This window comes from Pseudomonas sp. P4_B3 (assembly GCF_056402295.1).
The window spans coordinates 167,997-192,870 of sequence record NZ_JBFUHR010000003.1 but is presented as its reverse complement, the minus strand read 5'-3'; the positions used below and the strand labels follow the sequence as shown (position 1 = coordinate 192,870).

At 56.0% G+C, this 24,874-nt stretch carries 40 protein-coding genes; 19 read left to right on the top strand and 21 right to left on the bottom strand.

The genetic code is table 11. From position 1 onward, the window contains the following. The 11 genes from AC1DWG_RS04825 to AC1DWG_RS04775 form a co-directional block, all read right to left on the bottom strand. The gene (locus tag AC1DWG_RS04825; protein ID WP_477787364.1) at positions 1 to 159 is read right to left on the bottom strand and encodes a hypothetical protein; all 159 of its coding nucleotides are present in this window, start codon (positions 157 to 159) and stop codon (positions 1 to 3) included. 181 nt (positions 160 to 340) lie between these two features. After that, positions 341 to 652 (bottom strand): hypothetical protein, encoded by a 312-nt coding sequence (locus tag AC1DWG_RS04820; RefSeq protein WP_477787363.1) that lies wholly within the window; start codon positions 650 to 652, stop codon positions 341 to 343. A gap of 96 nt (positions 653 to 748) precedes the next feature. Continuing rightward, a complete protein-coding gene (locus tag AC1DWG_RS04815; protein ID WP_477787362.1) occupies positions 749 to 1,834 on the bottom strand; it encodes a minor capsid protein in 1,086 nt (361 codons plus the stop codon). Then, positions 1,809 to 3,269: a DUF4055 domain-containing protein gene (locus AC1DWG_RS04810; RefSeq protein ID WP_477787361.1), complete on the bottom strand. Its 1,461-nt coding sequence runs from the start codon at positions 3,267 to 3,269 to the stop codon at positions 1,809 to 1,811. The genes AC1DWG_RS04815 and AC1DWG_RS04810 overlap by 26 nt, the downstream gene beginning before the upstream one ends. Then, complete coding sequence (locus AC1DWG_RS04805; protein ID WP_477787360.1) at positions 3,266 to 4,567, bottom strand: terminase large subunit domain-containing protein; 1,302 nt, start codon at positions 4,565 to 4,567, stop codon at positions 3,266 to 3,268. The genes AC1DWG_RS04810 and AC1DWG_RS04805 overlap by 4 nt, the downstream gene beginning before the upstream one ends. Then, on the bottom strand, positions 4,554 to 5,015 hold the full coding sequence (locus tag AC1DWG_RS04800; RefSeq protein ID WP_477787359.1) for a DUF2280 domain-containing protein: 462 nt from the start codon (positions 5,013 to 5,015) through the stop codon (positions 4,554 to 4,556). The genes AC1DWG_RS04805 and AC1DWG_RS04800 overlap by 14 nt, the downstream gene beginning before the upstream one ends. A 32-nt stretch (positions 5,016 to 5,047) precedes the next feature. Beyond that, a complete protein-coding gene (locus tag AC1DWG_RS04795; protein WP_477787358.1) occupies positions 5,048 to 5,656 on the bottom strand; it encodes a putative metallopeptidase in 609 nt (202 codons plus the stop codon). A gap of 590 nt (positions 5,657 to 6,246) precedes the next feature. After that, entirely contained in the window at positions 6,247 to 6,480 is a 234-nt protein-coding gene (locus AC1DWG_RS04790; RefSeq protein WP_477787357.1) for a hypothetical protein, read from the bottom strand. A gap of 68 nt (positions 6,481 to 6,548) precedes the next feature. Next, positions 6,549 to 6,737 (bottom strand): hypothetical protein, encoded by a 189-nt coding sequence (locus AC1DWG_RS04785; protein ID WP_477787356.1) that lies wholly within the window; start codon positions 6,735 to 6,737, stop codon positions 6,549 to 6,551. Beyond that, positions 6,734 to 6,928, bottom strand: a complete 195-nt coding sequence (locus tag AC1DWG_RS04780) for a DUF7940 domain-containing protein (RefSeq protein WP_477787355.1) — start codon at positions 6,926 to 6,928, stop codon at positions 6,734 to 6,736. Before AC1DWG_RS04780 ends, AC1DWG_RS04785 begins: the two co-directional genes overlap by 4 nt. 3 nt (positions 6,929 to 6,931) lie before the next feature. Continuing rightward, positions 6,932 to 7,261 (bottom strand): phage holin, lambda family, encoded by a 330-nt coding sequence (locus AC1DWG_RS04775; RefSeq protein WP_477787354.1) that lies wholly within the window; start codon positions 7,259 to 7,261, stop codon positions 6,932 to 6,934. A gap of 245 nt (positions 7,262 to 7,506) precedes the next feature. Between AC1DWG_RS04775 and AC1DWG_RS04770 the strand changes: the two genes are divergently transcribed. Then, complete coding sequence (locus tag AC1DWG_RS04770) at positions 7,507 to 7,686, top strand: type II toxin-antitoxin system HicA family toxin (RefSeq protein WP_477787353.1); 180 nt, start codon at positions 7,507 to 7,509, stop codon at positions 7,684 to 7,686. 51 nt (positions 7,687 to 7,737) lie between these two features. After that, positions 7,738 to 8,463 carry a type II toxin-antitoxin system HicB family antitoxin gene (locus AC1DWG_RS04765; protein ID WP_477787352.1) on the top strand — a complete coding sequence of 242 codons (726 nt, stop codon included), beginning with the start codon at positions 7,738 to 7,740 and terminating at the stop codon, positions 8,461 to 8,463. Between the two features lie 282 nt (positions 8,464 to 8,745). Here the strand turns inward: AC1DWG_RS04765 and AC1DWG_RS04760 are convergent, their stop codons facing one another. The 8 genes from AC1DWG_RS04760 to AC1DWG_RS04725 form a co-directional block, all read right to left on the bottom strand. Then, positions 8,746 to 8,964, bottom strand: a complete 219-nt coding sequence (locus tag AC1DWG_RS04760) for a hypothetical protein (RefSeq protein WP_457265769.1) — start codon at positions 8,962 to 8,964, stop codon at positions 8,746 to 8,748. 163 nt (positions 8,965 to 9,127) lie between these two features. Next, on the bottom strand, positions 9,128 to 9,805 hold the full coding sequence (locus AC1DWG_RS04755) for a hypothetical protein (RefSeq protein ID WP_477787351.1): 678 nt from the start codon (positions 9,803 to 9,805) through the stop codon (positions 9,128 to 9,130). Beyond that, positions 9,802 to 10,401: a recombination protein NinG gene (locus tag AC1DWG_RS04750; RefSeq protein ID WP_477787350.1), complete on the bottom strand. Its 600-nt coding sequence runs from the start codon at positions 10,399 to 10,401 to the stop codon at positions 9,802 to 9,804. The genes AC1DWG_RS04755 and AC1DWG_RS04750 overlap by 4 nt, the downstream gene beginning before the upstream one ends. Next, a complete protein-coding gene (locus AC1DWG_RS04745; RefSeq protein ID WP_477787349.1) occupies positions 10,398 to 10,868 on the bottom strand; it encodes a hypothetical protein in 471 nt (156 codons plus the stop codon). The genes AC1DWG_RS04750 and AC1DWG_RS04745 overlap by 4 nt, the downstream gene beginning before the upstream one ends. After that, positions 10,865 to 11,662 carry a hypothetical protein gene (locus AC1DWG_RS04740; RefSeq protein WP_477787348.1) on the bottom strand — a complete coding sequence of 266 codons (798 nt, stop codon included), beginning with the start codon at positions 11,660 to 11,662 and terminating at the stop codon, positions 10,865 to 10,867. The genes AC1DWG_RS04745 and AC1DWG_RS04740 overlap by 4 nt, the downstream gene beginning before the upstream one ends. Next, complete coding sequence (locus AC1DWG_RS04735) at positions 11,649 to 12,629, bottom strand: phage replication protein (RefSeq protein WP_477787347.1); 981 nt, start codon at positions 12,627 to 12,629, stop codon at positions 11,649 to 11,651. Before AC1DWG_RS04735 ends, AC1DWG_RS04740 begins: the two co-directional genes overlap by 14 nt. A 431-nt stretch (positions 12,630 to 13,060) precedes the next feature. After that, positions 13,061 to 13,261 (bottom strand): hypothetical protein, encoded by a 201-nt coding sequence (locus tag AC1DWG_RS04730; protein ID WP_009048020.1) that lies wholly within the window; start codon positions 13,259 to 13,261, stop codon positions 13,061 to 13,063. Between the two features lie 27 nt (positions 13,262 to 13,288). Next, positions 13,289 to 13,528, bottom strand: coding sequence for a helix-turn-helix domain-containing protein (locus AC1DWG_RS04725; protein ID WP_477787346.1), 240 nt, complete (start codon positions 13,526 to 13,528; stop codon positions 13,289 to 13,291). Between the two features lie 83 nt (positions 13,529 to 13,611). On the opposite strand from AC1DWG_RS04725, the gene AC1DWG_RS04720 reads away from it, so the two are divergent. The 7 genes from AC1DWG_RS04720 to AC1DWG_RS04690 all read left to right on the top strand — a co-directional run bounded on the left by AC1DWG_RS04720 (position 13,612) and on the right by AC1DWG_RS04690 (position 17,774). Then, on the top strand, positions 13,612 to 14,475 hold the full coding sequence (locus AC1DWG_RS04720; RefSeq protein WP_477787440.1) for a LexA family transcriptional regulator: 864 nt from the start codon (positions 13,612 to 13,614) through the stop codon (positions 14,473 to 14,475). Between the two features lie 4 nt (positions 14,476 to 14,479). Next, positions 14,480 to 14,707, top strand: coding sequence for a hypothetical protein (locus AC1DWG_RS04715; RefSeq protein ID WP_477787345.1), 228 nt, complete (start codon positions 14,480 to 14,482; stop codon positions 14,705 to 14,707). Positions 14,708 to 14,784: 77 nt separating this feature from the next. Next, positions 14,785 to 15,615 (top strand): HipA family kinase, encoded by an 831-nt coding sequence (locus tag AC1DWG_RS04710; RefSeq protein ID WP_477787344.1) that lies wholly within the window; start codon positions 14,785 to 14,787, stop codon positions 15,613 to 15,615. A 12-nt stretch (positions 15,616 to 15,627) separates the two neighbouring features. After that, positions 15,628 to 16,458: a DUF3037 domain-containing protein gene (locus AC1DWG_RS04705; protein ID WP_477787343.1), complete on the top strand. Its 831-nt coding sequence runs from the start codon at positions 15,628 to 15,630 to the stop codon at positions 16,456 to 16,458. Between the two features lie 188 nt (positions 16,459 to 16,646). Further along, positions 16,647 to 16,859, top strand: a complete 213-nt coding sequence (locus AC1DWG_RS04700) for a hypothetical protein (RefSeq protein ID WP_477787342.1) — start codon at positions 16,647 to 16,649, stop codon at positions 16,857 to 16,859. 55 nt (positions 16,860 to 16,914) lie between these two features. Further along, complete coding sequence (locus AC1DWG_RS04695) at positions 16,915 to 17,151, top strand: hypothetical protein (RefSeq protein ID WP_477787341.1); 237 nt, start codon at positions 16,915 to 16,917, stop codon at positions 17,149 to 17,151. 68 nt (positions 17,152 to 17,219) lie between these two features. Continuing rightward, complete coding sequence (locus AC1DWG_RS04690) at positions 17,220 to 17,774, top strand: hypothetical protein (protein ID WP_477787340.1); 555 nt, start codon at positions 17,220 to 17,222, stop codon at positions 17,772 to 17,774. Positions 17,775 to 17,826: 52 nt separating this feature from the next. Here the strand turns inward: AC1DWG_RS04690 and AC1DWG_RS04685 are convergent, their stop codons facing one another. Continuing rightward, positions 17,827 to 18,138, bottom strand: a complete 312-nt coding sequence (locus AC1DWG_RS04685; RefSeq protein WP_477787339.1) for a DUF1654 domain-containing protein — start codon at positions 18,136 to 18,138, stop codon at positions 17,827 to 17,829. Between the two features lie 454 nt (positions 18,139 to 18,592). Here AC1DWG_RS04685 and AC1DWG_RS04680 point away from each other — a divergent pair, with 454 nt between their 5' ends. Together AC1DWG_RS04680 and AC1DWG_RS04675 are read left to right on the top strand one after the other, a co-directional pair. Continuing rightward, positions 18,593 to 18,781: a hypothetical protein gene (locus AC1DWG_RS04680; RefSeq protein WP_477787338.1), complete on the top strand. Its 189-nt coding sequence runs from the start codon at positions 18,593 to 18,595 to the stop codon at positions 18,779 to 18,781. A 107-nt stretch (positions 18,782 to 18,888) separates the two neighbouring features. Continuing rightward, on the top strand, positions 18,889 to 19,563 hold the full coding sequence (locus AC1DWG_RS04675) for a polysaccharide lyase family 7 protein (RefSeq protein WP_477787337.1): 675 nt from the start codon (positions 18,889 to 18,891) through the stop codon (positions 19,561 to 19,563). Between the two features lie 303 nt (positions 19,564 to 19,866). Here the strand turns inward: AC1DWG_RS04675 and AC1DWG_RS04670 are convergent, their stop codons facing one another. After that, the gene (locus AC1DWG_RS04670; protein WP_477787336.1) at positions 19,867 to 20,190 is read right to left on the bottom strand and encodes a hypothetical protein; all 324 of its coding nucleotides are present in this window, start codon (positions 20,188 to 20,190) and stop codon (positions 19,867 to 19,869) included. 176 nt (positions 20,191 to 20,366) lie between these two features. Here AC1DWG_RS04670 and AC1DWG_RS04665 point away from each other — a divergent pair, with 176 nt between their 5' ends. The 8 genes from AC1DWG_RS04665 to AC1DWG_RS04630 all read left to right on the top strand — a co-directional run bounded on the left by AC1DWG_RS04665 (position 20,367) and on the right by AC1DWG_RS04630 (position 24,811). Next, on the top strand, positions 20,367 to 20,615 hold the full coding sequence (locus AC1DWG_RS04665; protein WP_477787335.1) for a hypothetical protein: 249 nt from the start codon (positions 20,367 to 20,369) through the stop codon (positions 20,613 to 20,615). After that, positions 20,612 to 20,845 carry a hypothetical protein gene (locus AC1DWG_RS04660; RefSeq protein ID WP_477787334.1) on the top strand — a complete coding sequence of 78 codons (234 nt, stop codon included), beginning with the start codon at positions 20,612 to 20,614 and terminating at the stop codon, positions 20,843 to 20,845. Before AC1DWG_RS04665 ends, AC1DWG_RS04660 begins: the two co-directional genes overlap by 4 nt. Next, entirely contained in the window at positions 20,842 to 21,036 is a 195-nt protein-coding gene (locus tag AC1DWG_RS04655; RefSeq protein ID WP_477787333.1) for a hypothetical protein, read from the top strand. Before AC1DWG_RS04660 ends, AC1DWG_RS04655 begins: the two co-directional genes overlap by 4 nt. 156 nt (positions 21,037 to 21,192) lie before the next feature. Then, positions 21,193 to 22,320 carry a coiled-coil domain-containing protein gene (locus tag AC1DWG_RS04650; protein WP_477787332.1) on the top strand — a complete coding sequence of 376 codons (1,128 nt, stop codon included), beginning with the start codon at positions 21,193 to 21,195 and terminating at the stop codon, positions 22,318 to 22,320. A 53-nt stretch (positions 22,321 to 22,373) separates the two neighbouring features. Beyond that, positions 22,374 to 23,363 carry a RecT family recombinase gene (locus AC1DWG_RS04645; protein ID WP_477787331.1) on the top strand — a complete coding sequence of 330 codons (990 nt, stop codon included), beginning with the start codon at positions 22,374 to 22,376 and terminating at the stop codon, positions 23,361 to 23,363. Then, a complete protein-coding gene (locus tag AC1DWG_RS04640) occupies positions 23,363 to 24,025 on the top strand; it encodes a lambda exonuclease family protein (RefSeq protein WP_477787330.1) in 663 nt (220 codons plus the stop codon). Before AC1DWG_RS04645 ends, AC1DWG_RS04640 begins: the two co-directional genes overlap by 1 nt. 85 nt (positions 24,026 to 24,110) lie before the next feature. Continuing rightward, positions 24,111 to 24,353, top strand: coding sequence for a hypothetical protein (locus AC1DWG_RS04635; protein WP_477787329.1), 243 nt, complete (start codon positions 24,111 to 24,113; stop codon positions 24,351 to 24,353). Next, complete coding sequence (locus AC1DWG_RS04630; protein WP_477787328.1) at positions 24,350 to 24,811, top strand: hypothetical protein; 462 nt, start codon at positions 24,350 to 24,352, stop codon at positions 24,809 to 24,811. The genes AC1DWG_RS04635 and AC1DWG_RS04630 overlap by 4 nt, the downstream gene beginning before the upstream one ends. Positions 24,812 to 24,874: the final 63 nt, after the last annotated feature.

Sequence of the window (24,874 nt, the reverse complement as noted above, 5' to 3'; positions counted from 1 at the left end):
TCAGTCGTCTTGATCTATCTGATCAAGAAGATCAACGTCATCATCTTCTTCATCAACAATTGCCTGAGCGTCTTCTTCAACCCATGACTCGTCATCATGGAATTCATGATCGAGCAGGTGGTCGTGCTCGGGCTCTGGAATATCTCGTTCTTCGCTCATGACGTACCGAAACAAAAATTGAAAGAACGGACTGTATATGCAGATCCGCTCCCTCCGTCAACGATCACGAAACAACGACGCACTCACGGAACAGCTTGGCGCTGTCTCCCAGAGACGAGGATGCAGGCCCTGCCTGCGGGCATAAAAAACCCGCCGAAGCGGGTATCTGATAATTGCCTGTTTAACCAGGTGTGAAGCGATAGCTGTATGGGCCGAGTCGCTCCAGCTTGATCATGTCACCTGGCTGAAGTCCGTGATCGTCAAGAAACCTCGTAACAACAAATTGTGACCTACGCCGGAAAAATTTGTGTTTACCAGCTATATCGTCACTGATTGGTGGGAGGCTGCCGTACTGCACTAAAGCAAGCTTAGTAGCCAGTTCACGATCAGTATCACCGCCAAATATCTCGGGTTCCAACCAGTCTAAAACCTTGGTAAGCCTGATGTACGTGCGCTTTTTATTGGTCTGTAGGGGGAAAATCCGATAGGTCATACCGCTCTCCAGCTGGGTCATTAAGAACCGCTATGGTTGCAACTGGAGATAGGCTATTCAACTTATTTTAAATCTATGGAAAACAGATAGTTACACCTATACTCCTGCTTTTTCGAACGCCAAAGGTTCCAACTTTTTCATTTCAACGAGAGTCAGAGGTGCGAAATTGCGGTCAAGCTGCAGTTCGGAGAATCGCTCGATGCTCAGGCCACCTTCGCGAAAAAGCTTGGCGCGTACTAGGCCGATGGCCTGGTCCTGAAACGCTGCCGGCTGGTGCTTGAGCCAGTCGTAGTAGCTGAGATCCGCCCTCACCTGCTGGGCGCCGCCATTGCCGATGGATGCCCGGGTGGCGTCCTTGGCGAACAGCGCACTGAAGCGTGTCACCGCCACCACCGTCGAGCGGCAGTTGATGTGGATCGGCGGACGCGGCCCCTCAGTCAACTTGAACCGGCGCTTGTCGAGCGTCCGGCACTGGCTGGTCGTCTTCGAATCCAGGGTGCTGACCCACTCCACTGATTGCACGACATCGGAGTTCGCTTTCAGCGTCTCCATGCGCGACTGGGTGGCGACGTGCTGCACCGCCGTCCGCACCACGGCGCCGGCGTTCCGGTTAGTCGTGGCCAGGATGCCATCGTTGTACTGGAGCGCCTTGGTCCCGCGGATGTTCTTGATGATCTGGAAGTTCGTCTGGCCTTCGAAGAAGCCCTGCCGAATTGCACCAGTGAGGCGTTGTCGTTCGGTGGTGGTGAAGCCATCAATGAACGACTTGAGCAGCTTGCCGCCATCCGCACCGCGCACGCTGAGCGGATTGGTGAGGATCGCCGCACGCACCGCAGCAGCACCCGGCACCGCCGCGTCGAATGACACGCCCACCGGCGCCGCCCGGGTCAGGCTGGCTGCCTCGAACTCGGCCTCGTAATTCGCGATGTCGATCAGATCGAGGTTCAGCTTCTCGCTGTACCGATCGAAGATGCCCAGCAGCAGGCTGTCGACTTCGCTCAGCAGGCGCTCCAGCCGCGCAACGCTGTAATCCGTCAGGTCGGCCCGGGTCAGCCGCTCGCGGATCGAGCGGTCAATTTCCTTGAGGAAAGGCCCGAACTTAGCGACCTCCCCCGATTTCAGTTGCTCGAGGAAGACGGCGTGCCGAATCGTGGCATCAAGGATCGCTTGGTTTGCGGCCATCCGGGATTACCTCGTCGTCATCCAGGTCAGGCCCGGGGTTCTCGGTTTCCAGTTCGTCGCGGATCTGATCGTCGGTCTTCTCCGGATCAATCACGCCGCGATCACGCAGGTACTGCCAGAAGTCGCCCGCCGGCAACTTGCCGCCCTGCACCGCATTGAACAGTGCAGAAAGGATCGTCGCGTCCAGAGTGATCTGGCTGAAGTCCTGATTGAGTTTGTAGAGCGTTTCGCCCGCGGCATTCACAAACTCAGCCATCCAAATCAGGCACTGGCTGTAGGCCTCACTGACGTTGCTCACCACCAATGACAAAACGCTGTGTTCAGCAGCGCTGTCGTTGTCGGCCTGGGTCGCTGTCTTCACCGCACTACCCCGCTCGATCAGCCGGGCGCCCAGCGACACCATGTCCTCTTTCTTGGCGTCCATGGCCTCTTTGGCTACCGTGTTCGGCTGGGCTTGCCATACGCCGCATGTGCCACTGACCGGCAGTAGCCAGGGCGCACGGGAGCCGAGGAAGATGCCGTTCTTCTCCATATGGTCGCGCCACTGCTCATCGAGCCCAGCCATCCACGGCTGAGGCTGGCCCACCAGATATGCCGCCTCTTCGTAGTCAGCACTGTTGCGGTAGTGGCCGATATTGACTTCGGCCATGTCGTACAGCGGCGAATCATCGATGGTCGTGTCATTGTTCTCGCTGCCCAGAAACTGGAACGGAATCACGCGCCAAGGCTGGCCGAGACCATTCAGCGGGGTGAAGGGTGCGATGATCATTGCTGTCTGGCTAGAACCCTCTTCCCACACTTCTTGCGTGTATACGCCGGCGGCATCCAAACGTAACACGCGGTATTGGACAACCTGCTCGCTACCAAAGCCATCATCTGTGTCGACGTCGACTGTCTCGCGCAGCACGACGAGGCACAGCAGGTGCTGGCCGCCGACCTGGCGCGTCTTCCAGTTGATGATTGCCTCGGCCGGGTAGCTGCCGACGTTCGCCCGAGCTCGACCCGCTTGTTCGTCCGCCTTACTCACGGTGCCAGCCTGGACAGCCGCGTAATCCACCAGCAGCCCGTGACGGCCAACTTCAAGCAGATGCCCGATGACCGATTGCGACTGCTGATAGATGCTCACGCCCTGCCCGTCGATATCCTTCGACACGTAGTCGAGTGCGCCAGGGATAGTAAGCGTTGGCCAGGTGCGGAACACCGCGCCCACCAAACTGTGCTTCGTTCGACCCGTGGCGTTGTAGAAAACGGCGCGCTTCTTGTACGCGTCGTAGCGGTCCTTGTTGTCCCGGCTGGTGTCCGATGCGTTCGGTCGCGGCAGATATCGGTCGCCAGCAGCTTTGATGGTTTCCGAACCTTTGCAGACGTCGCGCACCAAGCGCCAGCGGTACTGTGCCGCGTCGTACTCGGGACGGGTAAAAGTGACGTCCGTCATCGGGCGACTCCCATTTTCATTGAGGTGACCGGCTTCACGATCGGGTACTCGCGGTGGATGAAGTAACCGCCGCCGTCGTTGGCGTGGTCGTTGCCCTGGCTCTTATCGGGCTCGCCGTTGGGCGCCCAGATCTGCTGTTCGAGACCATCGGCGTAAGTCGGGCATGTGAACGGGTTGACCAAGTAACGCCGCTCGCCCTGCGCATTGCAGAACATGGCGTTCATGGCGTTGATTCGATCCTTCACCGGCGGGTTGGCCGCTGGCGCTATGACCGCGAAGCCCGCCTGCTTAAGCATGGCTAGGTCCGTGACGCTGGCATTGACCGACTTGCGCGAATCACCAGATGCGTCCGGGTAGATCCGGATTTCACAGGTCTTCTCGAAGTCGTTGCCGTTGTGGCGCCAGTAGCGCTCCTTGATGCGGCGGATCATGTCCGGCGTGTCGTAGCCATCCATCAACTCATCCACGGCACGCGGCAGACCCTGGTCCCGTTTGACGTGGGTGATCGCCGCCATCTTGCCGACGTTGAAATCCATGCCGATGAACAGAGGCTCGCCCGTCTGCACAGTGTCGAAGCACTGGTTCAGCTTGCGATCGTACGCGTGGTAGATCGAGCCGGAGGTTAGGTTGACGAACTGGCCATTGAGGTAAGCGCGGATCAGTTGCTCGGGATACGATTCCATCAGCGATGGGATGTAATCGTCCGGCAGGTTCAGCTCGTTGTCGAAGGTGCTGGCCTGAATCAGGCCGTACATTTCCTTCAGCGCCGGCTTGTCACGCAGTTGCTTTACGAACTGGAGGAAGACGAATTTGAAGCCTTCCGGCGTCGTGGTCACATCCACGCCGTTCTTCAACCCGGGCAGGTTGTAGCGCATCCGGGCAATGATCTTGCGCCACGCCTGCTGAGCCTTTAGCGACGTCAGCACGTCCAACTCATCCACCAGGGCATGGCCGATTTTGAAGCCGACGATTGTCTGCGGCTTCTCCATCGAACGGCAGATCACAGTGCCGCGATACTGCCGGCCGCTGTAGATGTGAACCTCATGGTTTGCCTGATTGATCTTGGTCTTCAGCCCCCAGTCGTAGGCTACCTCCTCCATCGTTGGATAGAAGATGTCCCGGATCTGCGGGTAAGTCGGCGCGAAGTAGCCAGCGTTTACACCCGGCCATTCCATGAAGTGCTTGCTCAGTGCCGAGCATCCCACCCAGGTCTTCCCGGAGCCGAAGCCAGCGACGAATGCACGAAATTTGTGGGGCAACAGGAGGAACTGCGACTGCGGAACGTTAAGGCTCGGCATTCGGCTTCCTCGCATCCACCACATCTACTTGAATGCGGGTCGGAATCGCTGGCTCCTCATCAGGCTCGTCCTTCCGGTTGCGATTGACGTAGATGTCGCCGACTTCCTTCGCTGCCTGCTCCAATAACTGAGCAGTCAGCGACATGTTCTTCATGTTCTCGGCTTTCTCAGCCATGCGACCAAGTGCCCGGAGGCGATACGCCCTATTGGCGATCGGGATGTCTTCCGTCTCTTCGCGGAATCGCTTGCGGGCAGCGTGAAATAGCTCGGCCCACTTTGCGCCCAGGGCTCGACCGGCGAACTTTGTCGGGTCGTGTGATTCGCACTGCTGCCGACTGACTTCAATGCCGAATTCTTTCTTGACCGACTCGACCACCTGAGATGGCGTATCAAAACAGGCTAGAGCCTGAACGATGAAGGCTTTGACCTCGCTTCGTAGTACTGCCATATGGTTGTCATCCGTCAAAACCTGTCAGAAATTCAGGCCGACTTGAGCAGACAGGTTCCGCAGGCCCTCGAAATGTTCAGTTTCCCCACCTCGGCAGGTTTGTTCGCAGCGTCCACCAGCTCTTGCACTTCACGGCTCGCCCCGTAGCGACGAACGACACCGACGAACTCTTCAACGTCGTGGCCGCGCATCTCAAGCTTGGGCAAGCCTTCCTGGGTGAACTTGGGAGCGCCGTACTGATCCTTCGCCTGGGCGATGTGATACAGCTCGTGCTCAACCAGGGCGCAGAAGTCAGCATCGGAGCACTGGGCGCAGTAGTCAGCGGCCAGCGTGATGATGTAGGTCGGCACATCGCCGAACCAATCCATCATCTGCTGCTCCATCCGAGCCTTCTGCCAGCCACCCGCACGGAACGCCACTTGCTCGGCCTGACCAACCACCGTGCGTCCCTTCTTTCTGAATGCAGCCGATGCCCACATCACGCGGATGTCAGCGTCGAGCAGGTGGGCGTGGTCTTCATTGTGAATGCTGCCGGTGTCGCGAAGGACCTGCTCAGTGATCCAATCCCACACCTCTGGAGCTGGGCGCAGGACGACTACCGCTGACTCCAGCAGTTCTTTCGGTGGCGTCGGCTTTTCCATGCGATACCTGGCTGTAGATTTTTTTTGGAAAAAACTCTGAAAGTTGCAAGTTTTCGTCATCAACTTGCAACCTAGGCGGAACCGATCTGGATAATAGATAGCTCCTAAAAAATGGAGCTGCACCATGGAAGACGTTGTTATCACCTTCGCTCTGGCTTGCACGACAATCTTCGCCTACAGGTATTGGGATAAGATTTTTTCAGTCACAACACGAGTGATTGTGTTATTCGGGATGGTAACGCTAGATCTATTCGACTGGCTGTAACGACACGCTACCCGGCGGGGATCGCTCGATCGCCTCCCAGTCGGGTTGCTTGATTGTCATGGGTGTACTCAGATGTTTGAAATGGCGGCGTGGCTACGGATACTGGCGGGGATTAATTCAAGGAAGGAGTCGGAGCTATGCCGGAAAACTGATTCACTCCCCGCAGGTTAAGGATTAACGCAGTGGTTTGAGGCAAAGGTTTAGGCGAATCCTCAGAGCCGATCCCCCTTGGCCACACTTGTTTTCATATGGTGGCGAACGGGAGATTGCTTCGACCTACCATGCGGCACTCTCATTCAAGTACTCACATGACAGACCGACTTTCTTAGCTTTGAGCACCATGCACGGTCACCCTCACTCCCGTAGCCACAATCTCGTACTCAGTCTCAGAAATCTTTTTCACGTCACCACCAGATTGCATTTCGAAATGCTTCAGGCCTTCATGTCGAACCATGCCGTTTGGCGAGCGCTCAATGGTCTCGTCCTGATAGATGTTAATCACGTAGTGCAAGTTATCCGTGCCAACCCCAACTATTTTTCCAACATATTTATCTGCCATGTCCGAACTCCTTGCGTGAAATCTCAAAGTAGCTGGTACTGACAGATCAATCCATAGCATTGAACAGTTCAGCTCACCATGATGCTGGTCTGTACCTGGGCGTGCCCGTGCAAGAGAGATACGACCAGGCCCTGAGGCAGACCAGCAGCCTTTGCAGCATCGATCGCTTTGACAATGGCGCTATCCAGATCAGTGATGGCCTTGTAGATGGCTGGGCTCAATGGCAATGCGTGATGTAGCCGGGTGACGCTGCTCATTTGGCCAACTTCGGCTGCAGGATCACCCGAGCAACCATCACCAGGAGGCCCAGCACGCCATAGGCCACCGGTGGCAGCACTGCCTGCAGTTGCGGCATCAGCTGCTCAGCGATACCCAAGACAGCAATAGCGCCACCCGCCTGAACGCTGGTCATGCTCAGCGCTTGTTTCCAGTTGTCGATCAGTTGCATGGGTCACTCCTGACGCTTGGGCAATTTGAAGTCGGTGAATCGGTCGGCCAAGGCGGCAACCTTCTTCACGCCGAGGGTGCCAATGATGGCGCCGACGGCGGCTGCAAGGCTCGATGGGAGGTTGAAGTATTCGAGCAACGGGAATGCCCCGGCCGTGATCGCGCCACACAGGCAGGATTCCAGCAGGGCCTGTCGCCGCCCCCCTCCGCCGTAGATGACGCGCAAGAAGGCGATCCAGCACGACAGTGTCGCGGCATAGAGCATTGGGGAGTGTTGGCTGAGCCAGGCCATGACGATGAGCCAGGTGTCTGGTTTGTCGGGCATGTTTGGCATCCGGATTCCTCCCTTGCGGGGAGCGAGAGTTGGTCCGGCAATCCACGCCTTCCTCATCCGCTCGGAGCAAAGACGGGGGCATGGGTGCCAGATACGAAAAGGCCCCGCGAATGCAGAGGCCTGAATGAGGCCCTCTTCGGGCGAGCTGATAAAAGACTCAAGAGGGCAAAAACAAATAACACATAAATGTTGTATTAAAACAAAAGTGTTGTAGACTGGACTCATCCAAACAACGAGGCGAGGTGATGAAGTTCAGCGAGTTCAGACGATGGTTGAAGGCCCAAGGGGTGACCTTCGAAGCAGGCAAAGGAAGCCACTTCAAAGTCACCGCCCCAAACGGCAACAAGACCACCTTCGCGGATCACGGCAGCAAGGAAATGCCGGAGCCGACCCGCAAGGTGATCATTAAACAACTGGGGCTCTGAGAGCCCCTTCACCACATCTGAATGCTGGACCATCACCTCCGAGGAGTGACCATGTACGACTATGCAATCCGCTTTGAAGAAGATGATGGACCAGGTGTTGCCGTCTTCTGCCGAGACCTGCCGCAACTGAACAGCTATGGCGATGACCGAGAGCACGCTATCAGCGAAGCCCTGGACGCGATCGAATCTACTCTTTCACTCTATGTCGACGAGCGTCGCGCCATTCCAGAAGCGACCCCACCGGAGGATGGAGAGCACGTTGTTGCTTTGCCAGCTGTTACCGTTGCGAAGATTGCTCTATGGAACGAGATGATGAAGCAAGGCATGCGCAAAGCAGATCTGTGCCGTGCACTTGGCGTTCACCAGGCTCAGGGCGACCGCCTTGTAGACTTCCTACATACGTCAAAGATGGAACAGTTGGAAGCCGCACTCGGCGCGCTTAAAACATCAATTCGCGTGAGCCCTTCCGAGCCAGGCTGGATTGATCTTCCGTATGGCGGTGCCCAGGGCGGCCTGTACATCGAGCGGTTAGTAGACGCGTTCCAAGAGACTGGAGTGACTGAAATGCCAATTGGAAAAACTCGCGAAGGCTTGGCGAAGGTCAAGCGCTACTCACTGGACTTCATCCTGCGCACGCGATACGCCCGCCAACCAAGCACGATGCAGGCAGTGGATGCGGTCCTTGACCAGATTGTCGCGACTGGTCGCTTCCGTCGATCTTCAATGAAGGATCCGGTAACGGGCAAACCGGTAGAAAGCATCGCATTGATCGAATAGGTGCACGCGTCTTTCCGCGCTGTCCGCCGAAGTCCTTCCCAGCGTCGACACCCAATAGCATCGATCTCACTGATCCCGACTCGCGCCACCCCGAAAGCATCTGAGGTCGGGGTGCGCGGGCTGCCGGTGTTGATTCCGTACGTCGCACTATCCGGCTATCGACGTCCAGGCTTTCCCGAGGGCTGCCCTGGCTACAGGTGAATTCGAGGCGTAAAAAAGCCCCGCATGATGGCGAGGCTTCTCTCATCCCAAGGGAAATAAAGTTTCCCCTTGTTGATGGCATTATCCCAATCGAGGTCCTGAGCTTGGTTCAGAACTCCGCTTTAACTCTTCAGAAATGCGCCACTCCGTCCAGTGTGCATAAGCATTGGCCTCTTCCCCACTGAAGAAGACCCCCATAGGCTCCCCATCAATAGCGACGATCCAAATTTCTAGAATTTGGAGGGTGCGCCATTCCTCAGGAACTTCGAGGCCTACTTTATGCGAGATGGTGACAGACATTAATGACTCCTGATTTTCGGTAGAGTCAAAACGCTATCACGCGATGTCGCATGCGCACAATAAAAAACCCGGCACGGTGGCCGGGTTCAGGTATTCGTGTGCGTTTCGCGTTACTTGTGCACTATGGGAAAAGTACGCACAAACTCCCGTCATGTCAATATATTTATGCCGCTTCTTCATCTTTTTCCGCGTGAATTACCTGCCATACCGGTTGCTGAGCCTGGATATCAACTTCCGTGATCACTTTCTTCAGGTATTCCCACAGGTCGAGCCAGTCGCGCGTCCAGTTCTTCGGATCAATCGTCACACCGAAGAACTCTTTCATCTCGGACGCTACCCGCGCTGGCCCCCACTCTGCCGCCCCGCTCACTTGGGCCTTGTACGACTGCAGCGCTAGGGTGATCAGGTACTGGGCCTTCACGCGCTTGGCCGATGTCAGGTCGGGCAGCTCCGCTTTCGCTGCCACCAACAGCACTGCGTTCATGACGTGCTGCATGGTCATCGCCGGGTGATAAAGGAAGTGGCCGAACTGCTGCACCTGGAATGGCAACGTATCGATGGCGCGGAGCACTTTCCCGATGGTCGCCAGGTGAGCAGCGCGCGCCGTGGAACGACCGACTGGCGTGCGGCGCGTCTCGCTGATGCTGATCCGCTGGCGTACAACCTGAATGCGCTCTTCCTTGTCCTCGCCCAGGGCCGCAAATACCGCTTCATGGCGGCGCATGCGAGAACCTGATTTCACCGGGGCCGACTCTGCCTTGTCGATTGCTACGGCACTGATCGATGCGTTCGATTCGTGCTGCGACTCTGTCCATACCTGCCTTGCGCTGATCAGTTTCATGCTGCTTCCTTTTTGAGCTCTCTTGTCTTTGCCCGGTATTCGGCCTTGATGGCCTTGAGGTCGTCGATGGTGTACTTGCGAGCCGAATGAGGCCCTTCCAGCCAATCCACCTTGTCGGCGCCGATGCGCTTCACCAGGCGGATGCGGTACTCGACCGCATTACCGGACAGATTGCGATTGCACTTCACGCACTGCCGGTGGATGTTCATAGGTTCGAACCGAAGCTCAGGACAGGCACCGACCGACCGATAGTGACCGGCGTCCCAGCGGCTACCCGTGATCAGGTCGTGATCGCTCGGCATCGAGTCGCAGCTGATGCATGGCAGGTGCGCGTCACGCAGGCGCACGTACTCGTTCACCGCCGCCTGGGCTTCGCGTATGTGCTCCGCCCTGCTCTTCAGCTTCTCTTTGCGGACTCTGATCTCGCGGCGCTCGCGCTGGTCGATGGCCTTGCGGGCTTTCTCGCTATTGGCGGGAGCGTGAGCCAAGGCGCACTTCTGGCTGCACACCACCTGTGTGGTATTGAACATCGGGGCAAACTTCTCGCCACAGGCTTTGCACGTCTTCTGCTTCACGTCCTTGATCGCAGTCCTCATGCAGCCTCCTTGCTCAGCAGGTCAGTGAAAACCACGCCGAGCCCGGAGAAGCAGGCAGCGATTCGGTCGGTGTATTGGATGCCTTGGGCGCGATTGAACAGGCTGGTCACCGGAAACCCATCAGGGCCGAACAGCTTGCAGCCGCCCATCATCGACAGCTTCATCTCGTACGGCAGATGGCGCATAACCCGGTACCACTCCGCCTGAAACCCGGCATCCTCGTTCAGCAGGATCTGGACGCCGAAGTGCAGCTTGCAGTAACGCCGGGCGTCGACTGCATCGCCGATCGGGGTCATCTCTGCGATGCGCTTGTACATGGCAAACCACAAGGCGTTCTGATCGAGTGTGCGATCCTTGCCCGGGCGCAAAGACACCACCACAAACTTCTTGTCCCGGAACATGGTGTTCAGCTTCGTGATGGCCTCGGTGAGCTTGGCCTGGCTGTTGACGCTGATCTTGTCAGTCATTGCGTCGCCCTCTTCGCTTCCAGCTCCTGAGCCTGCTGAATCAGCAGTGCCCGGCGATCCGCCAACTCGTTCGCCGCTTCAATCCTCATTTCAGTTTTCCTCTCGGCACTGACCTTCCGCATTTCCAGCATCGACGTCTTCACCAGCTGGAGCTTTTCGCGAATCGCCGGGGCCGGCCGGGTGACTGCGCTGGTGAGCAAGCCAGCCAGGGCGCGACCGTCCTCGGTGACCGGCTCAACGCTCAGATCGGCCAAGTACTTCTGCCCGTGTTCCCGCGGGATACGTTGCATTTGCACCGCCTTGGTGACGGCTTGGATACGACGGTTGGCGTCGAACCCGACAGAGACGTGCCAGTTGACCTGTCTCGCATCCTCTCGGGCCTGGCCTACGAACCGCTCATAAGTGCTGATGAATGCCATGCGAGCACCGACCTTGTCGCCGGCATCGAGAACCGGTTTTGCTGCGGCGAAAGCCAGCTGGATTTCGTCGGTCAGCACCACGGTCTCGAATTCATCGTTTGTGGTCATCGCGATTGCCCAAGCTTCATCCTTGCCCGGGCGACCATCGGCAGCCTGAACACGCTGCAGGATGTCCGCCATGGTCAGCTTGCCTTTTACTTCGAAGCGGCAGGCTTTCAAGGCAGCGCGGATGTCCGATACGGGATAGACGCAGAGATCCTCAGCCATGATTGCCGCGGTACCGGGGCTCATTTCCTGGCCCATGGCTTCCGCCGTGGCAATGATGGCCGCCGCCAACCCTGCTACCTGGGCGTCGTTCATTTCAGAGGTATTCATTGCGTTCTCCTGCCTGGCGCTTGGACAAGACCATTTGCGCGGCCTGTTCCGCAGCGGAGACGTTCGCCTCGGTACGCTCCATCTGGCGGGCCGTGGCCCCATTGATGCGCTGACCGGTCACCCACTGGGTGTGGTAGCTCTCAGCATTTGCCAGCAGTTCGTTGAGGCTATGGCACTTGCGCAGCACGGCGGCATCACTGGTCTTCAGGAAGTGGGCGGCGACGTGGTGGGCGACATCGGTGCCGAGGCGGTCGACCAGTTGACCGAGCTGGCCACCGACCTTGGCGTTCCACACCGGCCAGGTGTTGTAACGCTTGCGGTAGGCCATGGCGTAATTCGCCCAGACCTTGAACGTCTTGCAGGTCTGATCTTTGGGACCGGGCATGTCGGCGGGAATCTCAACCCGTGGCGATTCGGTGCGACCAATGACCAGAACCAATCCGCCGGACAGGTTCGGCTTGTCCGAGCCGTCCTGCAAATCCTGATTACTGGTTCCCTGATTGGTACCCTGATTATTGGTACCCTGATTTGTCGGAAAATTTTCCGACCCTGGCTCGGATTTTTTTCCGACCTTGCTCGGAGATTTATCCGAGGTAGATCGGATTTTTTTCCGACCATCGAGTGCATCAGAGGTCGGATATTTTTCCGACCCATCCAATTTTCGGTTCCACTCTTTTGCCTTCTCGGTCAGGCGGATCAGGGTGATGCTGGAAGTACTTGAAAGCTCAATAAGGTCGGCATCGCGCAGGGCTTTCAACAGACGGTAAGCTGTGTCCGGTTTGTCAGTGAGCAGCGGCAATTCTTCAACTATCTTGCTCTTGCTAAGCGCGAAGTAGATCCCGGTGTCCGTCTTGATTGGATTGGCCCAGCTCGGACTCTCATAGACGAAAGCGAACAGCAGGGCCTGCTGAGAGTTCAGCCCCCACTCTAGCGCCTTCACCTGGTTGATCGTGACGGTGTATTGCATGTCAGGTATTCCTGACCAAGTGAGAAAGCGCAGAAGTACACGACACGCTTTTCGAATTATCAAAACGTGTCGCGACATTGGAAGGGGTATTGCTTGAATTGGGTTGGCTCTGCATAATTGGCCTCATCAAGTGGTAATGAATTAGCCGGGCTGCAATCCCGGCTTTTTTGTGTCTGTGATTTGGTAGAGGCCCTCTGGGTTACCCCGAAGAGTCCCTGCAAGAGGCCCTCATTGGGGTCACTAGTTGAAGGACCTTGGCCTTCTTGCGCCCTACTTCCGAAAGCGCTCCGCCAGCAATGGCGAGTTCTGTCATTTCGTTGATGGCTTGGTTAAAACACCAGCCGTTGGTATGCATCAGCGCTTCCACCCTCTTCCGCGTCTGCGGAGGCAGCCTTTCTAGCTCTACGGTCATGTGGCCCTCCAAAGGGGCTTCAGCCCGCGATATCTTCTTGTTTGTCCTGCATGAGTTCCTCAATCACGCCGTTCGCAACGGCCCACTCGATGATTTCGTAGAGATAAGTCGCATGCTGCATGCGGGTTTTCGTTGCGGCTCGACGCAGAATCCGATCAAGAACTGGTTCGAATCGAACCTTCACCGGAATGGCGCGCTTTTGATTGGGGTCCATGTACATACGGGTGCTCCTGGCTGTTGAAATTGGTTAAGCAGCTGACTTTTTTGGATGAGCCTCGGCAAGCAGCCAAGCAGGCTCAAACGGCTTACCGTTGGTGCTGGCAAGCTCTGCAATCTTCTTGGCGTACTGGGTTTCCCCGGTGTACTCGGTGCGCGGCAGCGCATCGGCGACGAGCCATTTGTAGATGGCACGAGGTGTCTTTCCGCAGGCCAAAGCCACTGCTGGAACGCCACCGGCGTCATCGATCGATTTTTTGAGTGGCCGCATAAGGCCTCCAAGCCAAATATGAACTTACGGTACATATTATGTCGGAACTGAAAGTACATGCAAGCGCATGCGATATTGAACCTATGGTTCAGATAGAAGAAATCCGCACGGCCTTCGTGGCTCGTTTAAAGAAATCCTTGGCTGCTCACGGTATTGACCAGTGGGGCGCAGGCGCTCGCCTAGCTGAAATCGCCAAGGTCACCCCGAAGGCTTCGAGCAAATGGCTGAACGGCGAATCGATGCCGGGTCCTGCGAAGATGCAAGCAATCGCGGATGCGCTCGGTGTGAAGATTGAGTGGCTTCAGTACGGATCGGGAATTGATCCGGCGCTCTCGCGCATGCCGATAGTCGACGATCCGACTGGTTCCGAGGTGAAGTCAGCCGCCGATATCGTGCGTGAGATGCTCACCAAGCAAGGTAAAGGGCTTTCTGAGGACGCGCGTACACGGTTGCTGGCTGCGGCAGAATTTGACGATGGCGGCGGCGCTTTAGAGGTGGACTACTACCGCCCCGGCGTAGTTGGTGACGAGGTGTGGATCGCGCATTACGACGTCCGCGCTGCCATGGGTGGCGGGCAAATACCGCACGACTACCCGGAGTTGCTCCAGGACGTGAGGGTAAGCCCTCAACATCTGCGCGAGATGGGCGTCGAGTTCAAGGAGCACTTCCATCTCAAGATGGTGACCGGCTGGGGTCAGTCGATGGCGCCCACGATCAAGCATCGAGACCCGCTGCTCGTAGACATCAGTATTCGGGAATTCGTTGGGGACGGGATTTACATGTTCTCTTGGGAAGGTCACCTCTACATCAAGCGGCTCCAATGGGTTGGCGATGATCAGATTAAAATGATTTCTGATAATACGATGCACCCACCGCAAACGATCAGAGCGGATGAGACCTACATCCAGGCTCGGGTGCTGCTGGTGTGGAACGCTCACCTGGTGTGAATACATGGCCCTCAACAAACCCAACCAAGAACTGCGCCGAGACCTGAAAGCCGCGGCCTTCAGCCTCGAAGAAGCTGCCCTGGAAATGTTCAGGCTGGCAAAACAGCGCGGGGATACAGAGCTTCTGGAGGCAATGGAGACGATCGAAAAGCTCCATGAGCAAGCTGATCGACTGACTGCTTACTCTGATGAGGTGAAGGCGGGAACGATTGTGCGGGGTAAGGTTGAGTAGGTGAGGCGGCGGGGATTAGCAGCACAGCTATAATTTTCTAATATTAAATAATGACTTCTAGGTTAACAGAGGCACTCATGGATAAGAGCAGTGAAATAGGCGTCGATGCAAGCAGCCTTCCGGCGGATGGGGGGGCGAAAATGCCAATAGAATCGGCTTTCCAGCGCTCGCTCATGCCTCTTGAAGTAATTAATACATTTCCTTCAACGGGAGATACAGCCCATCTTCGGCATATCGTAGAGGCGAGAGATGGCCAGCATTACGGTGTGAAAATGTCGGTTGAGGGAGAGGTAAAGGTTCCCGCCTCCGAGCTTTTTTGTCATGAACTCGCCAGCAAGGTCCTCATACCTACGCCTGGACACGCTGTAATTAAGATGCCTTCAGGCGAGCTGGCATTTGGCTCTTTATGGCAGGGTGGCGTCATTGATAAAAAGTCAAAACTGGATTTCCAGTTGTTTATTAGCCAGATATTGAGCGGCGAAGTAAAAGTAGTAAATCTGAAAAAATTTTTCAGTCGACTATATGCATTTGACCTATTCGTCAACAACGTTGATCGAAGCTGGCGCAACTATTTGTGGCGATCAAGCTTTGGGGATTCGGTAATAGCTCTGGCTTTTGATTTCAGTCGTGCGTGCTTCGAGACTGGACACAAAGGAGTTCAGGCCACTGCAAAGCTTTCAAACACTCAAAGCGTGTTCACCATGATCAACGTGTCAAAAAATTATGACCGCTCTGAGGCTGTCGCATGCCTGGAAGCCATCAGAAACATTGAAACCGATGAAATACGCGCAATTTTTGCCGCTTTTCCTGCCCGCTGGATGTCCAATGCCGACAAGAACGAGTACATTGCTTGGTGGGACTCGCAGGAAAGGCTTGATCGCATAGAAATGCTTCATAAATTTTTGTAATGGAGGTAATAGATGATTACCTTTAAATACTCGATAGTTAAGTATATGCCAGACGCTAAGCGAGGCGAAGTCGTTAACGTCGGCCTTGTTATTTTCACCGACGCAAAGGTGGACGTCAGAGTATTGCATGCGTCGGCAAAAGTTCGCGTGCTTGATGGTTGCTCAAGCGTAACGGATCTAGACTCGCTCAAAAAAGGGCTGGAGTCGATTGTTGCGTGGGCAAAAGACTCTGAACAAGCAATTCAATTCCTGAAAACATTTGACTCTTCTAGCACATATTTAAGCGAGACAGCGTTATTTGTTCTGGATGATATCAACCAATACGAACAGAGAGTTAACAATCTCTTTAACGAGCTTGTTAAGCCTTTCGCCTCGAAAGAGAGATCGGTTAGAAATTCCAGAATCCACACATACGTTAAGAATATATTTAGCGGCATGGATATGCTTGGGAAAGACTCCGATGACCTAAGCAGGCATAAAGTCATATACAACTACCCGTTAAGCGACAAAACAGGCTTTACTGCTGACTTCCTTTTGAAAAACGGAAAATTCCATATAACCGAAGCAATTGACTTCAATGTTAACGACCCGAATGCAAAATTCAAGGAGACCACGATGAAAGTAATGACTTTCATGGAGGGTAGGAAGTTCCTTGGCGAAGATTCGGGGAGATATTTTGTCTATTCAGCTAGCGCGAGCAAAGAGAAAGAAGTCTTCCCTCACTTGAACCTGGCCGAAGAGTATAGTGATAAAATATTCAATCTAGAATCTAAAGCAGAGCATGCCGAATACTTTAATCTGATGTCATCTCTGGTAGGTCGGGATCTATTGAGTTTTCACTAGCCTGATCCAAATAAATAAAGCCCGACCCAGCGCCGGGCTTTTCGTATCTACCCGTGTCACGCCTTCGTCACACCTGCCAAGCATAATGCAGTCAGCCAAAGGGATTTGGCCCATCTACAGAGAGCCCGCCACTGAGCGGGCTTTTTGCTGCCTGCTACGCTTTTCCTCACACAATGGAGGATCAAGCCATGCCGACCAACGACCTCATCCCCTCCCTGATCTACAAGCTGAACGAGAACCAACTCGCCATAGCGGCGGCTGTGGAAGATCTGTCCATTTGGATTGAACAGCTGCATGGTCCTGCGGAAGACGGGACCAGAATCCGCAACTCACTGACCAAGCTGGATGAAAACTTAGAATTCATCACGCGTGGGGTCGCCTCGTTGTTGAATGATCGATAGCCCTGTTGGGCCCTTCCCTGCTCGCTATGCTTCCTTTTTAACTGGAGGACCGGCCATGTCAAACGACCTTACCCCCACCCTGCTCCACCGCCTTAACCAGAACATCATGGCCCTGGGTTGTGCCGTTGAAGAAATCGGTATTTGGATCGATCAGCGCGGCTCTACGGAAGTGTCCAACCGTATTGAGGACCACTTGGCCGTGCTCACCGGAAATGCGGATTTCATCACTGAAACCATCGCCGAGTTGATTGCCAGGTGTGAGCCTGAAGAAGAGATCGATCCCGAGGACTGAGCCGACCTCACCGATGGTGGCTGTGCGCTATGAGTGATAAAGTTCGGATCCATTTCGGGAGGGATCCAATGAAAGGTTTGGGAAGGCTCATTTTATTCGTTGGGGTTTGCTGGGCAGTGTTCGCGCTCAACATGGACGTCTCGGTATCGACCGGCTCTGGAAGCAGAGTGAACAACCTGGGGCTCATGGCTGATCGACAGATCCATACAATCCTCGGCGGTATCATAGCGCTGGCTGGTCTACTGATGATCCTACTCACTGGAAAGTCAGCGGCAATTCCATTGGCAATCGAGAGCAACTCCCGCCTCTGCCCTATGTGTGCAGAGACAATCAAAAACGCCGCCATCAAGTGCAAGCATTGCGGCGCTGATGTGCAACCGTCCCATGCCGCTCATACACCGTTGACTCACGGCTGGACTGTTCAAATTGAATGCGAACCTTGGGAGTACGCGGAAACCACCAACTCCGTAAAGCGTCTTGGCCTGCCTGTAACAAAAGGCAGTCCAAAACTCGTAATCGCTGGCCCCTTTCAATCTGAATCAGACGCCATCAGTGCCCAGCAAAGCCTGAGATCTATATGCGACCTGCCAGGAGAGCTGCACCTGATAGAGCCCAGCACTTAAAAACAGCCAATCTCCAACCAGGGCCCGCCTAGCGCGGGCTTTTTGTTGTCCGTTAGAAAGGAGCCACCTCCTCCACCTCTTCCATGCTGTCGACCTCCATCACACGGTCTTCATCCGTACTTGCTTCCCATCTCAGCGTCACCGACTCGTCGTCGTTGAACGTCATGTCTATGCCATCCGTCTCGGATAGCAGCCCCATCACCTCCTCCCATTCCCTCTCCCCGTCCGTATCCAAGCGGTGAATCGTTACCCAGCGCTGAATCTGTGCGACCGGGTGATTGATCATTGACGACACCCGCAGACCCAAGCGCTCTACACCGGACATTTCAATTCGTGCTGCTGGTTTCGCTTTGCTCTGCGCCATGCTCACAACATCCCCCATTACTGTATATACATCCAGTTATTACGAAGGATAGCGAACCATTGGTTCGCGGTAAATCCCCCGGCAGGCAATCACGCTAAATCCTATAGATCTGTACTTTCTCAAAAAATATGTACTTTTGGTACTTGACCATATGTGAACCAATAGTTCATATTTCACCCATCGCAGCGACACAAAGCCACTGCGAAGGGCCTCAAAGGGCCTGACCGCTCTTTAACAATCAGCGCAATACGAACAAAGACGGCACTGCCTCTACGGCGACCGGAGATCAGATAGCCCCGAAAGGCTACCAACGCGAGGACCACCTCGACGGCTGACTAGAGCGAAAGGCTCGAACCGTGTGAATGACCCGATAAGCAGAGCCAGTACGAACGGAACATTTCACTGATGCACCTGGTTACCCGGGTGCATTGGGAAAACAACCGGAGCTACAGCCATGAATGAAACGCCAGCCGCACCAATCAAATGCACTCGCTGCGGAAAGCCAACCGAACTCGTGATCTACCGCAACATCATCGATCAGGCATACGACCAAGTGCGCAACAAGAAATACGTTCGTCAGCAGAACCTGCCGTTCTGCAGCGAAGAGCATGCAAACCACCATCAATGGTCTTGTGAAGGCTGAATGCATCACCTCTACCCATTCACTGAGTGGGCAGCGGGATGTAGGCCTGCATCAAACGAAAGGCTCAACAGAGCAAGGTGACATCAAATGAACTAAGGGATCGACCCATGACTGTAGACATCAGCAACTACACCATCGCCACCCCGCTTCCTATTTCCGAGACCAACCCGATCGCCCTGGAACTGATCGGGTGGCGCGCACTGATCGAATGCCCTGACGTCGTATCGATGCTTCCCGACGGTTCGCTTCAGATGACCGCGCCAACCCTTGGCGCCTCAAGCAAGAGCACAAAACGCACGCGCTGCGAGTGGAAGGAACCCGGTTATTGGCTGTTCTCCAGCGCCGCAGATCACTGGAGCCGGCAAGAAATGCGACTAACGAAAGTCAACTCGCTGCAGAAAGTGGTGATTGGCCAGATTCATGTACAGGGTTCCGAACGCCCTCCGGTGAAGGTGTTTTGGAACAAGGGCAAAATCACCATGGGGTTCCGGTCGAGCTACCTGCAAGACGACCCAGTTAACTTGACGGTGCTGGAAAACGTGCCGCTGGGTGCACTGTTCAATATCAATATTCACGCGAATGCAAACGGCGCCGTTTCGGTGTCGGCGAGTTGCAACGGCGTCAAATCCACTTCCGCAATCATGCGTCTCGACAGTACCTGGGACACGAAAACGCTCGCCTTCCACGGTGGCGTTTACAACCAGATCGATTACTCCGAAACGACCGACCCTGAAGACGCCTCGATCTGCATCATCAGCGACCTATCGATTACTCACGGCTGATGAACCTCACATCCCTACAGCCAGTGCGGACGAATCTCCGGCTTATACCGGCCACCTGCATTGTTCAGCTCACCCAACACGGAGGATTGGCAGCCATGTACCAGTAAGCGATTCACCCGCGTGGCGCGGCAAGCCTGAAGGCTGCGTCCAACACCTGGCAGGCAGCGGACAGTAGGTCGTCGATGTCACCGCGCATCGGCCGGGATTCCGGTAGGCCACCCTCGCGCAGAAGACAACTTGATGCTGCACACCCAGGCCGTCGCCAGTAGCGGGCCTGGGCTAGCTGAATTGAAGAATGTTGCGTTACGGCGCTGGCGTTTTTTCAAGCTCGTCGTAATAGGACTGGTAAATCTCATTTGAGTGGCGACATTGCTCAAGGTACTGCTTCGGCGTCATGCCAAGTCTAGCGGATTCAGTGCTGAGAAATCGCTCAAGAAACGCCTCCCCTCCAGTCATTTTCGTTGACTGTTGGAAGGTAGCCATCTGCGAGATGATTCCGCAACCTCCGGCGAATTTGGCAGTGACGATCAATGTCAAAGCACTTTCTCCGTCCTTCTCTGCCGCCAGTGCGCACGTTCCAAAAGTCAGTAACGAGACGCAAATAGCGAAACGAAAGATCAAATCCATTGAAGTCTCCGAATTTATGAAGCACGCAAAGCGAGTGTAGTCGCAGTAATTCCCCCAGCACACCCGCTCCGACGCCACCCGCATGCACTCCCCTCCGCGCCCAACGGCAATCAGCGGAATGGATGAGTGCAGCCGAGTTTTGTTGGATCAACACCCCGCCACTCTTGGAGGCGACCATGGCAACCAGCTACGCAGACAGTTCGCAGGCCCGAGAGTGGGACCGGCGCTATGACGATTACGGGCGGCCCAAGAAGGCGCAGCTCGACCAGTTCCACGACTACGAGGCGGCCGAGCTGGAGCGCTCGCAGCGCCTGGACGAAAGAAGGCGACTGCAAGCTGAAGAACGCAAGGCCTCGGCCATCCGCATCAAGGCCGCCGTCGAGCAGATTGGCGACTTCTTCGGCCTGAACGGGGTGAAGCCATGAGCAGCCAGGAAAGAAGGCACGACATGGCCGTCGGCTGGATCGAAACCGAGATCGGCAACTTGATCACGGACCTCGGCAAGCCGAACGCCAGCGCCGCTGCCACCTCATCGATCACCCTGGCCTTCATGCTCCACGCCATCAGCGAGGACGAGCACCGGCACTACAGGGCGCACATTGACCAGATTTACGCAACGTATAACGCCCAGTTCGGGCAAGGAGTTGCAGCATGAGTACGCCTATCGTGAAAAGCCTGATCGATGAACAGCTTGACGACATCGAGCGCAAGATCGCCCTGCTCGGCTTCGGCCTGCCTTTCAATGAGGTGATCGGCCGCAAGCGCGAAGAGTTGGTAGCCAGCTTGCCGCAGCGCCTGGCTGCGACCATGAAGGGCGGACGTATCGCGGTGAGGGTTCGGCCGTGACCTCATACCAACGTGCCAAGCGCCTCCACACCTGGCGCGGCTCAGCCATTGCCCTGCTGCTCTTCACTGCCTGGATGCTGGCAAGCGCCTATTCCGGCCAGCTCACCCAATAACCCACACCTTCAAACGCTGCGCACCGCGCGGCAAGGAATTGTCATGTCCGCAAATACTAAACAAGCACTCGCACAAGAATCGCTCGAAATGAGCGAAACCGACGACGCACAAATAACTGTCGTCCCTGCGGTTGCCGTCACCGACATTGCCGAATATCGGCCGCACGAAGAACAGATCGTTCGTCTGGAGACCACTTACGCGAAGCTGGTCGTTGATTGCTCGACCAGCGAAGGCTTGGCGAATGCGAAGGAAGTTCGCGTCGATATCCGCGACGTGCGCTATGCCCTGGCAAACACCACCAAGACGGCACTCGTACCCTATCAGCAGAAAGTCAAAGATGCCCAAGCTCGCGTCAACCAAGTAAAGGAGTTTGGCGAGGCACTGAAGGATCGTGTGCTGGCGATTGAAACGCCTATCGACGAAGCAATCAAGGCCGAAGAAAAGCGCGTAGCTGACGCCAAGGCCGAGCGCGAGCGCGTCGAGGCTGAACGTGTCGAAGCGATCCGGGCAAAGATTACCCGCTTCAGCTCTGTCGCGGCCGCGTATGCAAGCCGTAGCGCTGCTGATGTCGCAAACATTCTGCAAGGCGTGAAGGAATCGGTGATCCTACCCGAAGAATATGCCGAGTTCGAAGCTGAAGGCACCATCGCTCGCGACAACGCCATTGATCAGCTTGAAACGCTACACAAGTCTGCCGTTGAACGAGAAGAGGCCGCCGCCAAACTGCTGGCTCAGCAGAAAGAACTCGACGAGCTGCGCGAAAAGCAGCGCATCGCCGACGCGGAAGCAGAGGAGTTGCGCAAGCAGCGCGCCGAGGAGGACCGCAAGCGCTTGAAGCAACAGCAGGACGAGCTGGACCAGCAGCGTCGCGACATGGAGGCACAGCAGCGCCAACAGCGTGAGCGCGACGCCCAGTATCGGCGTGACCAGGAGGAACTGGCCCGCCTGCGCGCCCAGGCTTCCGCACCCGCTCCAACCACTTCAGTAGCTGTGCCCGTGGTTACAGAGAAGGTCGAGGTCGCACATGTCAGCGCACATGCGATCGCCGCTGAATCCGACGATGTGACTACGACCGCGCCATCGGTTGACGACATTGTCGAGGTTGTAGCCCTGGGCTTCGACGTGGACCTCGACACTGCTCGCGCTTGGCTTCGTGCCATCCGCTTCTAACCACCCTTTCCATCTAAAGGTCGACCCACTCCTTGTCGACCACGGAGAGCGCAATGACCGATTCAGACACCCAAACACCAACCGGCCTCGCCACGTACCACGATCCATCGCATAACGCGGCAGCGCTCATTCTCGATCCAGGCACCATGAAGTCGATGAGCGACCTCGCGCTGATGATGTCGAAGGGCGTGACAACAGTCCCCAAGCATCTGAAGGGCAATCAAGCTGACTGCATGGCGGTGGTGCTACAAGCAATGCAGTGGCAGATGAACCCATTCGCGGTTGCGCAGAAGACGTTCATCGTCAACGGCGGTGCATTGAGCTATGAGGCGCAGCTCGTCAACGCAGTGATCACCGCCAAGGCGCCAGTCAAAGGCCGCTTGAACTTCGAGTGGTTCGGAACTTGGGAAAACGTCATCGGCAAGATGCGCGAAGTCACCAGCAAGACGAAGAAGGACGAGGACACTGGCGAGTTCAAGAAGTACCGCGTTCCGGCCTGGAGCTTTGACGATGAGAGAGGTCTCGGGATCAGGGTCTGGGCGACCTTCAAGGGCGAAGACGAGCCACGCATTCTGGAACTTCTGCTCACCCAGGTCCGCACGCGGAACTCGACGCTTTGGGCAGAAGATCCCAAGCAGCAGATTGCCTACTTGGTGACTAAAAAATGGGCGCGACTCTTCTGCCCTGACGTCATCCTTGGCGTCTATACACCCGATGAATTCGAAGACTCGTACGGTGGCGAAATCGATATCACCCCTGCGAAGCAGGCTTCAAACACCGCTGCCGCTGCTGGTGTGTCATTCGGCCCGAAATCCCCGTCGCCGGAAATCGACGGAGTATTCGCAGACCTTTTGGTCGTCGCAAAGCGGCAGGACATCGAAGCCTATGCAACAGCCTGGGCAGGTCTCAAGCCTAAGCAGCGCGCAGCGATCGGCCTGGAGTGCCACGAAGCACTCAAGAACATGGCGGCAACCGTTGATGGCGACTTTACCGATATGACTGGCACCAACGACGACCTGTCTCAGGCCGAGGAAGCGGCGTAATGAGAGCGGAACTTCAGGGCACTGAAAAGTGGCATGCAGACCGATCTGGCCGAGTGACAGCCAGCCGGTTTAAAGATGTGATTGCTTGGGGGAAGCCTGACAAAAATGGAAAGCGCGAGCCTATGGGCGCGCGTACCTCATACATGCGCGAACTGTGCTTCGAGCGATTGGCAAAGAAGTCCAAGCACAACGTCAGCAGCGCTTCCATGAAGTGGGGCCACACCGAAGAACAGAAGGCTCAGGACGCCTACGAGATGTTGACCGGCAACATCGTCATACCGTCAGAGTTCATTGTCCACCCGAAGTACGACTGGCTCGGCTGCTCGCCAGACGGCCTGATCAACGATGACGGTGGAACCGAGTCAAAGTGCCCCTTCAATGAGGCGATACACGTCAAGACTTGGCTCGAAGGCATGCCCGAGGAACACATGCCGCAGGTCCAAGGCTGCATGTTCGTTACGGGGCGGAAATGGTGGGACTTTCTGTCGTTCGATTCTCGTCAAGATGAGGAGTGTCAGCTCTACATCGAGACGATTTACCGCGACGAAGACTACATCGCCAACCTTCACAAAGAGCTGGTCCAGTTCAACCTGGAACTGAATCGCATGGTTGATGAGGTCGCGGACAAAGCTCGAGCGCAAGCCTATCGGTTAGGAGGCTGATCATGCACGGATTCGACAATCTCAAGTCTGGCTTGGTCGCCGCAAAGAAAATCCGGAAGGATGTGAACACAACGAGGGAGTCAGCATGATTAGCAACCACCTCAACCTCATCGAACAGCAGCGGCAGAGCGCCGAATCAATCAACGACCGGGTCGCCCAGTACCTGGCAGCCGGTGGGCACATCGCCCAACTGAAAAGCCCGCCGCGCAATCCACTACCGCCGCCCCGCTCTCAGAAAATAGACCCTGAAACGGTCCTCAAGCGCAAACCCAAGGGCTTGAATTGGGCAGAGCGCCAGGCGCTTCGTAAAATGGCGGACTCGTTATGAGCAAGCGTAAGCCCAACAATATGCGCGCCCGGATCGAGCGGTCCTGCCGGGCACTACTCAGCACCAACCATGTCGCGGTGGTGAACATCGATCCCAGCGGCCGCCAGGGCATGATCAACTGGAAGAGCTGCAAGAACATCCCGCCCGGCCAACGCCTCGCCGACGCGGTCTGCGACTTTGCCCACCGCTGGACGATCTATCTCAGCGTCCAGTGTCGCGATCAACGAGGGCACCGCTACACTAAATCAGTAGAGGTTGCTCCCCAAGGCAACTATCTGGCCGCGCACCTCGAAGACGTGATCGAGGAAACCTACAAAGACTTGGTTGCAGAGAGTAATCCGAATCATCGGGTCGCTTCGGGCTGGATCGCCATTCCCACCGAAATATCGCTGACTGAAGAGCAGGCCGCCCGGGTGTTCGACGCCGTGGGTGTCTGGAATCAGCAGAGGGCAGCATGAGACTCATCAGCAACCGGGTGCGCAAGCGCCGACGACAGACATGGCTGGATCTACCGGCCCACG